Origin of the sequence: Bremerella volcania, from assembly GCF_007748115.1 — a bacterium.
Lineage (GTDB): Bacteria > Planctomycetota > Planctomycetia > Pirellulales > Pirellulaceae > Bremerella > Bremerella volcania.
Genome location: NZ_CP036289.1, coordinates 3,477,295 through 3,490,486 on the forward strand (window position 1 = coordinate 3,477,295; position 13,192 = coordinate 3,490,486).

General features: G+C 52.2%; 9 protein-coding genes and 1 pseudogene. 8 read left to right on the top strand and 2 right to left on the bottom strand.

Annotation, left to right across the window (positions count from 1 at the left end; genetic code table 11):
• The first annotated feature begins 276 nt into the window (after positions 1 to 276).
• The 5 genes from Pan97_RS27035 to Pan97_RS13980 all read left to right on the top strand — a co-directional run bounded on the left by Pan97_RS27035 (position 277) and on the right by Pan97_RS13980 (position 6,460).
• Positions 277 to 657 carry a type II secretion system protein gene (locus Pan97_RS27035; protein WP_261342354.1) on the top strand — a complete coding sequence of 127 codons (381 nt, stop codon included), beginning with the start codon at positions 277 to 279 and terminating at the stop codon, positions 655 to 657.
• Positions 549 to 1,313 carry a DUF1559 family PulG-like putative transporter gene (locus tag Pan97_RS13965; RefSeq protein ID WP_206668895.1) on the top strand — a complete coding sequence of 255 codons (765 nt, stop codon included), beginning with the start codon at positions 549 to 551 and terminating at the stop codon, positions 1,311 to 1,313. Before Pan97_RS27035 ends, Pan97_RS13965 begins: the two co-directional genes overlap by 109 nt.
• A 69-nt stretch (positions 1,314 to 1,382) precedes the next feature.
• Positions 1,383 to 1,769 (top strand): peptidase associated/transthyretin-like domain-containing protein, encoded by a 387-nt coding sequence (locus Pan97_RS13970; RefSeq protein ID WP_144973505.1) that lies wholly within the window; start codon positions 1,383 to 1,385, stop codon positions 1,767 to 1,769.
• A 423-nt stretch (positions 1,770 to 2,192) separates the two neighbouring features.
• Positions 2,193 to 4,067, top strand: a complete 1,875-nt coding sequence (locus Pan97_RS13975) for a glycoside hydrolase family protein (RefSeq protein ID WP_144973507.1) — start codon at positions 2,193 to 2,195, stop codon at positions 4,065 to 4,067.
• 137 nt (positions 4,068 to 4,204) lie between these two features.
• A complete protein-coding gene (locus Pan97_RS13980; protein ID WP_144973509.1) occupies positions 4,205 to 6,460 on the top strand; it encodes an alpha/beta fold hydrolase in 2,256 nt (751 codons plus the stop codon).
• A gap of 182 nt (positions 6,461 to 6,642) precedes the next feature.
• Here the strand turns inward: Pan97_RS13980 and Pan97_RS13985 are convergent, their stop codons facing one another.
• Positions 6,643 to 7,281: a DUF1559 family PulG-like putative transporter gene (locus Pan97_RS13985; protein ID WP_144973511.1), complete on the bottom strand. Its 639-nt coding sequence runs from the start codon at positions 7,279 to 7,281 to the stop codon at positions 6,643 to 6,645.
• 179 nt (positions 7,282 to 7,460) lie between these two features.
• Positions 7,461 to 7,646: pseudogene (locus Pan97_RS27220) on the bottom strand (type II secretion system protein); the annotation flags it as partial.
• A gap of 255 nt (positions 7,647 to 7,901) precedes the next feature.
• Between Pan97_RS27220 and Pan97_RS14000 the strand changes: the two are divergent.
• From Pan97_RS14000 to Pan97_RS27085, 3 genes are all read left to right on the top strand, one after another.
• The gene (locus tag Pan97_RS14000; RefSeq protein WP_144973515.1) at positions 7,902 to 8,417 is read left to right on the top strand and encodes a sigma-70 family RNA polymerase sigma factor; all 516 of its coding nucleotides are present in this window, start codon (positions 7,902 to 7,904) and stop codon (positions 8,415 to 8,417) included.
• On the top strand, positions 8,414 to 10,096 hold the full coding sequence (locus Pan97_RS14005; protein ID WP_144973517.1) for a LamG-like jellyroll fold domain-containing protein: 1,683 nt from the start codon (positions 8,414 to 8,416) through the stop codon (positions 10,094 to 10,096). The genes Pan97_RS14000 and Pan97_RS14005 overlap by 4 nt, the downstream gene beginning before the upstream one ends.
• A 75-nt stretch (positions 10,097 to 10,171) precedes the next feature.
• Complete coding sequence (locus tag Pan97_RS27085; RefSeq protein ID WP_315861147.1) at positions 10,172 to 13,081, top strand: sulfatase-like hydrolase/transferase; 2,910 nt, start codon at positions 10,172 to 10,174, stop codon at positions 13,079 to 13,081.
• Positions 13,082 to 13,192: the final 111 nt, after the last annotated feature.

Consider the following 13,192-nt stretch of genomic DNA (forward strand, 5'->3'; position numbering starts at 1 on the left):
TATGTCTGCATAAGGAACTTCTTCAGCGACCCGATATTTACGAGGCTCGGCACGCTCAGGAAAAACTTCAGATTTGCAACTTTTTCGCGTAATACCAGAGACTTTCGTCTTATCTAGTTAAGTCGAAACCTACAGGGTGTAGACCCAGCTCCCATTCGAGGGAATTGATGCCCCGACGGACAGGGCTCGAATATTGCCCCTTGTTTGAACGGGACAAAACCTCCTCGGTCAGTTGCTTATCCCCATCAACTTTCTTTCTCCTCATGGAATGCACTCATGAATCTTCCATTACGCTGGAATCGATTTCGCGGATTTACCCTGGTCGAGCTTTTGGTGGTGATCGCCATCATCGGCGTATTGATCGCCCTGTTATTACCTGCGGTACAACAAGCACGCGAAGCCGCTCGGCGGATGTCGTGTTCCAATAGCCTGAAGCAGTTGGGCTTAGCGATGCACAACTATCATGATACGTACGGCACACTTCCCTACGGCGCTACGACTCAATTCGATTCAAGCGGGAATATGGTGGATTCGATTCAAGCGGGAATATGGTGGGCGCCTTTTGGGGATGGGGTGCACGCATATTGCCGTTCGTCGAACAAACTGCGTTGTTTGATCAACTTCAAGTTGGAAATAATCGCTTGGATCAGATGGTAAGCTCTGGTAACGCGCTCAATCATCTTGTAACCACACCACTTGCAACATTCCGCTGCCCCTCGGATACCGGCGCACCGGTGGCTTTTCCTCAACAGGCTTTTTTTCGTTTGAACGGATCCAACGATGTCGCGGTATCCAACTATGTCGCGAACAACGGTTCTTACGCTCACAACAATATCGCCCACAAGTTCTTCGCAGCCGATACCAGCCAATACAATCGTTCAGGATCGATGTTTGGTCTCGACGAAGCCTACGCGATGCGAGACGTCACGGATGGCCTGAGTAATACCATTTTACTGGGTGAACGGAGTTGGGAATTGTCTGGACCAACGGGAGTTCTGAAATGTGATGCATCCAATGTCTTTGGCACGCGCGGCTCGAACAGCGCTGGCATGGGCAATGGAAAGCTGCAACAAGGATTCGCTAACGATACCGTTTCTATCAATTCCATCGCTAAAAACTTCAAAGCTGACAACTGTCAGGCAGGTTTCTCTAGCTTGCACCCAGGCGGAGCTCAATTCCTGCTCGGTGATGGATCGGTACGTTTCATTGCCGAAACAGTGGAACACTCGCCTCGCAACCAGCAGCACGACAACACGGTATTTGAAAACCTGCTGCATCGTGCCGATGGAAACGTTATCTCAGGCGATTTCTAAGTCTGGACAAGGCCAAGTCTTCTCTACCAACTGTCACAACTTCCTATCGTCGTTGTCAGAGGCACTTAAATGTTGCGTTATCTATTCGTGCTGATCGCATTGACGCCACTTCTCGGCTGTACCCAGGTCGATGACGGGTTGGGGCAAGTGCATGGCAAAGTCACATTGAACGGAGGACCGTTCGAGGGTGTATCGCTTTCCTTTCGTCCCAAAGAGGGAGGCAGACCAGGCAGCGGTATTACCGATGCTCAAGGCAATTACGTCGTCTACTTCACAACAACGGCCATCGGTGCCCCACTTGGCAAGCACGATGTCGTTGTCTCGAAGATGGAATTTAAGGACGACGATTCCGGAGTCGGGATCGAACTCGTTCCTAAGGATTTCCGTCGCTACACCTTCGAGGTAAAACCTGACGTGAACAACCAGTTCGACATCGAAATGACTGACGCTCAATAGCGTTTCGGAGGGCCGCGGACGCCAATTGCAAACTTGTCAGTACATCATAAACGGCACGTTGCGGCTCGCCTGATCAGCCTCTTTCCGGCATACGATTCCGTTGAACTAAGAAAAAACCGCTGGTCGACGTTTGCAGATCGGCGGCTTTTTAGGTAGAGCGAGACTTACGGTGTTTGGAATAAGACGGACGACTTGGTGACAGAGAGAAGAACATGCCGTGGGAAAAAGAGAGTCCTGCGCTATCCAATCTCTCAATGGACAAAAGGACTGCGACAAGGCAACATCTTGCTCCTACGTTTTCAGCAGCCTAAAGTGTGCTTCAAGGTCACCCGACAACGCATTCCCTACTCGTATGGCTTGTTCTCATTATTTTCACTACTGATCGCTTGTGCCCGACCCCGCAGCGAGAAGGATTCCGTAACTATGCATATCCTCTGGAAATCACTAGCGTATGTGGCCTTGCTCCTTGTCCCGACCTCGTTCGTCCAGGCTGAAGGTCCTTTGCCAAAGTTCGCGTTCCAGGCGGTTGTCCTGGAAGGAAAGGACCTTAGATTCGCGCCATCGAAAGAACTCGAGCGTGCCTCGTTGGTCAAGATGGAAGGACGCGTCGACAAGCCACTCGGAAAGTATTATCTCTACTACTCGCCTCACAAGCATGTCGGAGTAAGCCTGGCGTATTCCGATAGCATCGAGGGTCCGTGGATCGAATATCAGGGCAATCCGATTGTTCAAGACGCCGCCATCCCGGATGTACGCTGGATCGAGGAAACTGGCAAGTTCCATCTCTGGGCGCATAAAAAGAATAAGCAGACCGAAATGTGGACTAGCTCCGACGGGCTCCATTTCGACTACCACAGCGTCAGCATCGCCGCGAGTGAAATCGGTACCCGTAATGCCACTTACACACGTGCTTACGAGTTTCCACTGGAGCGTTACAAAAGCAAGTACATCATGCTCTACTCCGGCTTCATCGTCGAGCGCGGTATTCGTTGCATCTGGTTGGCACACTCCCGGGATGGTGAACACTGGGTCCAGGAAGAGACACCTTTAGTCGAGCCGATCGACGCTGAGAACAACGATATCTACGGGCCCTCGCTCTTTCAATGGCAAGGAAAGAACTACATCGTCTATCAGGACCATACCGCTTATCGAGGTGGAAACGTGAAGTATGTCGAGATCGACTCACAACTCCGTTCCATCGGCGACAAGGGGAAGCGTCATTTACTCGTCGAGCCGGTCGCCGACTCTCCGATCGACAACCGCTACCGAGAGTGCGAGGTATACCGAAACGGTGACACGCTATATCTGTTTGCCAGTGGAGGAGATGAACCAAGGTGCATTATTTATGCGACGGCCCAAATCCAAAATTCTACGAATTCGGAAGAGCCTGGGTCTAGCGAGGCCAAGCGTGTACCAGTAGAGGCAGATCAAGAACATCCGAATCGAATTTCAAAAGTCGACGCATCCGATCAGATCGTCATGAAGATTCTAAGACCAAAGCTCAAGGGAGAGCAAGTTAGTCCAACGTGGATCGAGCTGAACTACCTTATCATTGACGCACGGCATCCGAATGGTATTGAGAAACTACAACTATGGAAACCAGGAGCCAAGAAGGCGGAGCGTTCTTTTACCGCGGCCGATCGCCACGTATCGGGATATTTCTTCTACAAGAGAAGATTCAAGTCGGACGAAACCCGAGACTATAAAATCTACTACTGGCCCGGCGGCACCGACCCCAGCATGGATCCACCGCATAGAAGCGATACCACCTTTACCCTCGAATATCGCGATCCCATGCCCAAAATTCCAAACTATCTAGGCTTTACGAATCTGAATGACGGAAGCGTAATCGCCGCGAATGATTCTTCTAATCCCAATGACCTCACCTACATCTATCTTGATTGTATGGATTCAAGTGGCACATGGAGAAAAGGGAATTGGGAGAAGGCAAAGCACGTCGGATACAGGGACGACGATGGGATCCAGTGGGTCGAGCTGGTAATCCGCGGACCGAATGGAGAGACCGTACTGCGAAATGATACGGCGCTGATCTTTGATGCCGATCAACGCTACCACGGCCCCTACTGGGGAGAACCAGTTGATTCGACACGAACAAAACCTCCCGAGGAAAGTTGGTCCAAAGGAGAGGAGTGGAGGCCGATTGAGGGATTCGGACTTTACGAGTTTGCCGTCCGTCTGAAGCCAGGTTCCTACCAATTGACCATCCGAGCCAAGAACAATGTTGATAAGCTCATCACAGGCCCCACGATTTCGATCACCGCGAAAGGTCATAAGTAATTCTCGGCTTAAGGCCGCCATCGGTTAACTTTCGTCTCTCTTTTCATGGATCGACGAACTCAACTCTGCTATCCTCACAGTCCTCTGTATCGATCGTTTCCAGGAAACACTCTCCCTGCCCCAAAACAGGAGCGGTCATGTTCCCAAAACTTCTGTTGGCTTTGCTGGCATTGCTGCTCTCCACTTCACACGGCGTTCGACTTTATGCCGCTTCTTCCCAGCCGCCGAATATCATCTTCATTTTTGTCGATGATCAAGGCTACTATGACTTGGGTTGCTACGGGGCCAGCGAAGTCAAGACCCCGCGAATCGATGGAATGTCTCACGAGGGGATTCGGTTTACCGATTACTACGCCGCGGCTCCAATCTGCAGCCCTTCTCGAGCCGGCCTTCTGACGGGCTGTTATCCTCGCCGAGTCGGAAACGAGGTCTGGGTACATCGCGCTGATTCTCACTCGGGGATTCATCCCGACGAACTGACAATTGCCGAGTTGTTTCAGCAACATGGCTACAAGACGGCTTGCATCGGTAAGTGGCACTTAGGCTTCCAAGAACCATTTCTGCCGCAGAGTCAGGGGTTTGACTACTATTTCGGTCTGCTTCACAACCTTGATCCGGTCGAGGCCGTCTATTTCGAGGGTGATGGGGGAGTGCCCCTGATGAGAAACCAAGACATCGTTAAACGTCCTGTCGATCCAGCCGAACTTACCAAGCTTTACACGGATGAGGCAATCCATTTTATCGAACAGAATCAGGCCGATCCTTTTTTTCTCTATCTGCCACACACGATGCTTCATAATCCACTGGGCGTGAGCGAGGCGTTCCAAGGAAGCTCGCAGTGGGACGAATACGGGGACGCGATTCAGGAGCTCGACTATCATGTTGGACGTATCTTCGACAAGCTTAAGCAGCTGAAGATTGATGACAACACCATGGTGATTTATGCGTCTGACAACGGACGCGGACCGGGACGCACACCCAATCAAAAGATACGCGGGCGAAAGCTTTCAACCTATGAAGGAGGAATCCGCGTTCCTGCGATTGTCTGGGGGCCTGGACTGGGGTTGATGGCAGGCGAAACTTCTTCGGAAGTCATTCGAGCCATGGACTGGTATCCGACGCTTGCTACCTTGGCAGGTATCAAGGTTCCCGAGGATCGCGTCATTGATGGACGTGACATCAGCCCTCTCTTAAACGGTGAAACCAAGGTCGTACCTTCACCCGGCATGAAAAAGTCATTGAACGCATCGGTGCCGCTACGACGTCGCTGGGATCCTCCCGAGGAGTGGGCTTCGATCGTCAATAGAAATGAGTACAACGACGCTTTCTTCTACCATGGTAGCCAAGGCGCCCTAGCCGCAGTCCGCTGGAGGAACTGGAAGCTCTATCTGAATCCAAGCCTCGAGCTTTTCGATCTAGGCGAAGATCCAGGAGAGTCGAGTCCCGTCAAAAATGGAGAGATCATCCGAAAGCTTCGTGGTATGGCCGTTCTCTTTCAGGAAGAAATGCGAAGAGACGCTCGTCCTGCCGGAGAAACGTCCAAACCCATGGCCGATGGAAGGACCGAGATTCCAGCCCAATCCCTCGCAAGCCTTCATTCAAAAATGAATGTCACCTATGCCCGATACGGAGATCGCACTCTGGAAATGGATCTCTATCGCCCAAAGAGCTCTTGGGGTAATTTGCCCGCGATTGTCTGCATACACGGTGGAGGATGGGCCAAGGGGAACCGAGCCGGTCACGAAAAGGTCGCCCAAGCTCTCGCCGCTCGCGGATACGTCACCGCGACCATCTCCTATCGGCTAAGTGGTGAGGCACCATTCCCGGCAGCGATCGAAGACTGTAAAGCAGCCGTACGTTTTCTGCGGGCCAATGCTGGCGAATTGGGCATCGATTCCGGAAAGATAGGCGCGATCGGACTTTCCGCGGGAGGTCATCTAGTGGCGCTGCTCGCTACTTCCTCCGACGTCGAAGAACTCGAAGGCGAAGGAGGACACGGTGAGTTCAGTAGCGCCATTCAGGCAGCCGTTCCGATGGGCGCGCAAACTGACTTCCTTTCGAATCGCACAAATGACATTTCGGAAATGGAAGACCGCGGTCAGATCTGGAGACAGTTTCTCGGGGGAACTCAAGAGGAGAAAGTCGATACGTACCGTTTGGCATCACCGCTTCATCATCTTGACGCACAAGATCCGCCTTGTTGGTTCATTGCGGGTGAAAACGACGACGCCAGCACGCACGCCGATCCGTTTCGCAAACGCATGAAAGAACTAGGCATACCGACTGGCCTGACGATCATCTCCAATGCGCCGCACCCTTTCCTAGGAAAGCAGGATTGGTTTGATGAAGCGATCAACTCGGCCGATCAATTCTTTCGTCAGATCTTACAGTAGATCCCCTAGCAAATGACGGCTATAGGGGAACATCCGCTGAGCGAATGTTCCGTCTTTCGCTTCTCATGTAAGCGAAGATTTCCGCGAAGTACATACCTATGCGGAAACTCCTTTCCCATGACGGTCTCTTGGGCTACTACGCCACAGACAAGAGGCAAAACGCACGCATTGATTTACCGTCCTTACCGAGTCGGAGGGTAGCTTTGCTGGTCGGCCTGCACGTCAAAATCGAATTGGTTATCGCCTGACGCGACCTCAACGATGAGGTATTCAAACATACTGTTGGTTGCGGCACTGATATTGTGATCAATCGTCTCAGTTTCAAAATGAACCGATCCATCACCAAACAGAAAATTGACTCCGCCCGGATGATTTGACGCGAAGCCTTGTCGATGATCAAAGTCCGTTGAACTTAGCGGCCCCAAGTTGATGGGAAGCCTTCCCGACCCAGCGACATAAACCAAGCCTTCTTCTCCGTCGTTAAACTTTTGAGAGGAAGTCCCGTAGACGACGCCTGCCCCCATGATCTCGCCGCCTAGCTGGTAACATCGCTCACCGACAAACAAGGTGTTGGTAAGTCCATCCGTAATATCAGCAAATCGATGTGGCGCATTGTACCGAGCACAAACAAAACTCCCGTCTGGGTCTCTACGATCTACAAAATCTTTGTCGTTCACGACGACGTAATCGGATCGAGCGAGGTCGTTATTACTGCCAAGCAGGACCGGCTTGACGTCGTTGAGATCAGGTCCGGCGGTCGAAGGGCACATGAATGCCGTAACTGGGATTTGCATGAGCGTTAGCAAATTCGAGTCATTCACGGCATCATCCAATGCGCTATAGCCGTCACTTGTTTGCAGAATGGGCCAGTTATTACCCCCCTAGTTGCTCCCTTGCGTGATATTTAGTCGATCATAGGTGTTCGCTAGTTCAAGCTGCGGCATGATATAGACACACCACCCCCAAAATGCGTCACGGTTACGTTCTGTGGTGGCCGGAACAAGTTTGCCGTAAGTGTCATGAAATTGTGCATCGCAATGCCAATCTGCTTCAGATTGTTCGTGCACTCCATTCATCGTGCCGCTTCGCGGGCTTGTTGTACCGCTGGCAGTAAGAGCGCGATCAAGACGCCAATAATGGCGATCACTACTAAAAGCTCGACCAGCGTAAATTCTCGACGGAGCATGGGATCTCGTTCGCATGAGATGGGGTGAAAACAAGATAAAAGATGAGATTGTTGAGCAGATAAGAACTTCGATTCCATGAGGCCCGCTCAGTTGCTAACGGCCGAAGATCACCCCGGGTCCTGCCGTATTTCGCATTTTTTGAAAAAAATTATTTTGCAATTCAGCAAATCTTCGCCGTTCAGGCCGTAACCATTTCAGGCAAGTGGCTATTTCCAAATACAACCGTTCATAGGCTTTGACGCAGACCCAAACGAATGACGAGCACTGAATTCATCCAGTTACTCACCAGCAGCCAATGTCGCATCTATGCGTACATTCTCTCTTTGACGTTTGATCCGGACCAAGCGGAAGACGTGCTACAGCAGACGAATGCCCTGCTTTGGGAGAAGGCAGATCAGTTTCAGCCAGATACAAATTTTATTGCCTGGTCGTTCCGGATTGCCTACTTTCAGGTCTTGGCCCATCGCAAGACACTACAGCGAGAACGCCTGATTTTCGACGACGAGGCACTTCAGCGAATTGCAGAGACATCGAAGGACTGCGACGACACCTTCGAGGCGCGACAGCGTCTCTTACGAGAGTGCCTTGAAAAGCTCACCGATCGGCATCGTGAGTTCATTCGACGGCGTTACCAACTAGGTGCGACGCTGGAAAAGATTGCCCTCGATACAGGCACGAGCGTAAATGCAGTCAAGCAACTTTTGTTTCGAGCTCGCAATGCTCTTTATCGCTGTGTTCACGCACTACCAGACTCGGAGGCTGCGATATGAGCAATCAGCCATCGAAGGAACTTATCGAGTTGTTTCATGCAGCCATGGATGGAACTGCGACCGAGGAGCAACGTCTATTGCTCGAGCAGCAACTACTGGAAGATCCCGAAACGTACCGATCCTTCGTCGAGCATTGCCAACTTCACGCGATGCTCGCCTGGGAGCACGGTTCGCTCGATGCACTCAAGTTTCCAATTGATCGATCAAACAGCAAAGAATCAACGGTTAAGACTCCCCAAAGGTCGTGGACAGGACTGCGAACGTTGATTTTTCTAGCAGCGAGTGCTCTTTTCGTCATCGTCTCGATTGGACTATTCTACCGGCCCGATGCTTGGTGGAAGAATGAATCGACAATTCCATCGATAGCACAAAGTTCAGGACATAGCCACATTCCGTGGGAAGAGCGAGATGTCGTCGGCCGCGTGACGGGGCGCAGTGGAGGAACCGTCACGATATTGGACGATGACTTCGTCCTTGGCGAAGAAGCGGAAGTCCGAACAGGCAGGTATCGCCTAGGCGATGGATTTGTCCAACTGACGTTGGACAACGACATTGAAATCTTGCTCGAATCCCCCGCTGAGTTCGAGCTTGTCTCTAACATGCGGATGACACTCTCGCGTGGACGAATGTCGGCTGTGCTACCAGAAGAAGGACGCGGATTCCTTGTCGAAACCCCTACGGCTCAGCTTGTGGACCATGGCACTGCATTCGCCATTGATGCGTCGAATGAATCGGCCAGCGAAATCCATGTTTTTCAGGGGGAAGTCTCGGTCCGGCCTCTCAAAGCATCGCCTGGAGCGGATGATGTCTTCCTGAGAACGAACCAGGCGACGTTGATTCGGGGCGATAGTGCAATTCCCGAGGGGATCGATATCGACCATGATCGCTTTATTCGGCAACTCACTGAGCCGGAACTTCCCGAGCCCAACTTTGGCCCCCAGGTACGAGAATTCGATGTGGCTTACTATTTTCGGATGCCACTTCCCGCGGATGGGAAAACTCTCAGGAACAAGGGAAGTAAGAAGGTTGGCGCCAAGCTGTATACCAGTGGCATGAGTTCCCCTCCATTCAAACCCGGTGTGGTGGGAAGTGGACTCTATCTCGATGGCCCGAATTCCCAGGCCTACGCGGCAGTTGAAAATTACGAGCCATCACCGAGCAATCAGCTTACCGTTTGTGCCTGGGTTTGGGCGGAAAGTCGTCCTCGCTGGGCGGCGATTGCCAAGCACTGGGCGATGGAGTTTCCGAAAGATAAGCAGCGGTATGAGGGACTCGGGGGGCAATTCCATTTTGGCCTCCACGATGACTTCGGCGACCTCGAACTTCAAGTTCGCGACTCCCAGGGCGGGGTTCAGAAACTTCGTGAGCAATCTCCACTTCCTTTGCGAAGCTGGCAATTTGTTGCGTTTGTCGCCGATGGAAAACAGGTCCAGCTGTATCGCAATGGCAAACTGGTGGCCGAAGCAGAATGTGATGGGTTGGCTACCGACGGTCCAGGCGCGCTTGGAATTGGAGCCAAACTAAATCCGCAAGGCACCGAAGCTGATCCGCGTAACCCAGGTTTTTGGCACGGTCGTATTGATGAGCTTGCCATTTTCCACAAAGCCCTGTCCCAGCGTCAACTCATGATGCTGTGCGACATTGCCCGTAAGCATAAGGAGTTGCCAGCCAAACCCTAGCTCATTTTCTGCTTGAAAGTTCATCTCGCCGGATCCTGGCATTCTTCAGACCGTTTTCCCCCTAAGGTACTCATCATGACCACCCTACTGAGTCGCGCTCTTGGCGCGATCGTTGTCGCTGCCTGCATGGCATCCACATTGAGCGCCGCCGCGCCCGCGGACAAACCCAATATCATTCTGTTGTTCATCGATGACTGGGCCTGGAACGGAAGTCCAATCCCCATGGATGACCAGCTTCCGAACTCGAAAATGCCCGTCTTGCAGATGCCAAATCTGGAGAAGCTTGCTCGCGACGGGATGAAGTTTCGCAACGCTTATTCAGGAGCACCGCAGTGCTCGCCTTCGCGGGTTTGCGTCCAGACGGGGCAAAGCGCCCCTCGCAGTGGATATACGGTTTACCTGGGGCAACCGAAAGATGACTACTACGATACGCGAAGGCAATATGCAGGCCTGCCGGTAGTACCTAATATTTCCGATGGATCCATCGACGCAGGCACGACCACGATCGCCGAAGCGCTCCGCCCGCTAGGTTACCAAAGTGCGCATATCGGCAAATGGCATATTGGCGGGGATCCCGGCGAAGAAGGCTACGTGCTTCACGACGGAGATACCAACAACAATCCCGGCAATACGGTCGGCAAAGTCAAACGGCTGCCCGAAGATCTAACCGATCCGAAGTTAATGTTCAGCGTGACCGAGAAGGCAATCGGCTTCATGCGTTCGCAAGCCAGCGAAGACACGCCCTTCTATCTTCAGATCTCACACTACGCAATGCACGCGGGGCGAGAATGCCTGGACGAGACCCGGAAAAAATATGCCAAACATCCGGCAGTTCAAGCGTACTACAAAGAGAATGGCACCACGGCGGAAACCATCAACCGAAATCAGGATCCGGCCGTCTGGCTGGGGATGGGCGAAGACCTAGATACATGCATCGGCAAAGTACTCGACGAAGTCAATAAGTTGGGTATCGAGGAGAACACGTATGTTGTCGTGACCTCCGACAACGGCTATCGCCACAAATTTTATCCGGGCCTCACCCAGCCGCTGCATGGTGCCAAATGGTGGGTCTGGCAAGGGGGCGTCCGGGTGCCGATGGTCGTTCGAGGGCCAGGCATCAAGGCCGGCAGCAAGTTCGACGCCAACGTCGTCAACTACGACTTCCTTCCGACATTCGTCGACTGGGCAGGAGGCAACTCCAACACCCTTGAAAATATCGACGGCGTTAGTCTGGCCAGTTACTTGCAAGGGAAAGAACCTGACGACGAGTTCCGGAATCGGAATTTGTACTTCCACTATCCGCACTACCGAACGTCGATGCCTCACTCGGCTATGGTCTCGGGAAACAAGAAAGTCATTCATTTCTACGAGCGACCTGACATTCCGATGCTGTTTGATCTGTCTGGTGATGAAGGGGAGGTGCAAAACATCGCCGAGAGCCAACCCAAGGTTCATCAACGGATGTTTCAAGCGATGATGGGTTACTTCAAACAGGTTGGAGCCCGGATTCCCAAGACCAACCCCGACTTCGATCGTGAGGCTTACAAGCAAACCAAAGAGTATGAAACTCGACTGCAGTGGGGACCATTCATGGGCAGTCGCGAATTGGAAGCTGACGAAGTCGAGGCCGAAGATACGCATCCGACTGCCGTGCTCAAATCTCAACCGAATGTCGTTTTCATCTTCGCGGATGATTTAGGCTATGCTGACATAGCCAGTTATGGACATCCCTATGCGAAGACCCCTTCGCTGGATCGACTCGCGTCCGAAGGTACGAGCTTTACTCAATTTTATGTGACTGGGGTAACTTGTAACCCTAGTCGTACTGGGCTCATGACCGGCTTGTTTCCGGCGAGATTCAAGATGTACCCGGCCGACTACGGCTTCGGCGACCGTGTCACGATCACGCAACTATTCAAAAATGCTGGCTACCGTACGGGGCACTTCGGCAAGTGGCATATTGGTCCTGAAACAGAAGATGTGTACGGCATCGATGAGTATTCCTCAGGCGAGAAAAACGATGATCCATCCCTGGGGCGAGATGCAGGTCTTTTTAACGCGGCAATCGATTTCATAAAACGAAGCGATGGTAAGCAGCCATTCTACGTCAACATCTGGGGCCATATCACGCATTACCCGGTGAAAGGGGATTCGGAGCTAGCCAAGCACTTTCAGAATATTGATTTCAAGCGAAGCGACTTCTCGGAGACGATGCAAGTCAAGTTCGACGAGGCGGCAAGCATTGGGGGAGACTTGGCACAAAGCATGCGTGAATACATGGGTGAGGTCTACTCCCTCGATCTCAATATCGGCCGAGTGATGAAGACGATCGACGATCTGGGATTACGAGACAACACGATCGTTGTATTTTCCAGTGATCACGGTCCTGCACCCGTTCTACTAGGCGCAAAAATGGAATCGAAAGAGTACTCGGCCAACATGCTTGGATACGCTGGCGTTTTTCGCGGCGGAAAGCATAGCCAATACGAAGGCGGAGTACGCGTGCCGATGATCATTCGCTGGCCCGGAAGGGTTCCTGAGGGCAAAGTCAATGAAACGAGCGTGACCTCAACCATCGACTGGATGCCAACCCTTTGCCGCATCGCAGGCATCAACGACCTTCCTGAGGAAGTCGACGGTGAAGATATTTCTGACATCTGGTTCGGATCCGATCGCACGCGGACTATTCCGCTGTATTGGAAAACGAACTCCGCGGGCAGCCAACCGGCAATGCGTGACGGCAAATGGAAATATCATGCTGCGACTCGACGTGATCCTGCCGAGTTATATGATCTCTCGAGCGATCCATCAGAAAGCCGGAACGTAGCCGACGATCATCCCCAGGTTGTCGAGCAACTCGAAGCTAAACTTAGAGCATGGGTTCGGGACCTACCTGACGATTATGACAAGACCGACGACAAACAGCCACGGAAGAGAGACAAGCAGGAACGGAAATCCAAAGCCGGCACCAATGGAGTCGATTGAGTCTGTTTTCCAAAGCGTCTGAAATATTGTTGCTTGTGCAATCAACTTACTCGGTTCCCAAATCGCTTGCTGCACCCTTTCTTTTTTCAAGTGGCCTCTCCACTTGACAAT

Coding starts and splice junctions, on each gene's coding strand:
- Pan97_RS27035 (WP_261342354.1), top strand. CDS start 277: ATGAATCTTCCATTACGCTGGAATCGATTTCGCGGATTTACCCTGGTC.
- Pan97_RS13965 (WP_206668895.1), top strand. CDS start 549: ATGGTGGGCGCCTTTTGGGGATGGGGTGCACGCATATTGCCGTTCGTC.
- Pan97_RS13970 (WP_144973505.1), top strand. CDS start 1,383: ATGTTGCGTTATCTATTCGTGCTGATCGCATTGACGCCACTTCTCGGC.
- Pan97_RS13975 (WP_144973507.1), top strand. CDS start 2,193: ATGCATATCCTCTGGAAATCACTAGCGTATGTGGCCTTGCTCCTTGTC.
- Pan97_RS13980 (WP_144973509.1), top strand. CDS start 4,205: ATGTTCCCAAAACTTCTGTTGGCTTTGCTGGCATTGCTGCTCTCCACT.
- Pan97_RS14000 (WP_144973515.1), top strand. CDS start 7,902: ATGACGAGCACTGAATTCATCCAGTTACTCACCAGCAGCCAATGTCGC.
- Pan97_RS14005 (WP_144973517.1), top strand. CDS start 8,414: ATGAGCAATCAGCCATCGAAGGAACTTATCGAGTTGTTTCATGCAGCC.
- Pan97_RS27085 (WP_315861147.1), top strand. CDS start 10,172: ATGACCACCCTACTGAGTCGCGCTCTTGGCGCGATCGTTGTCGCTGCC.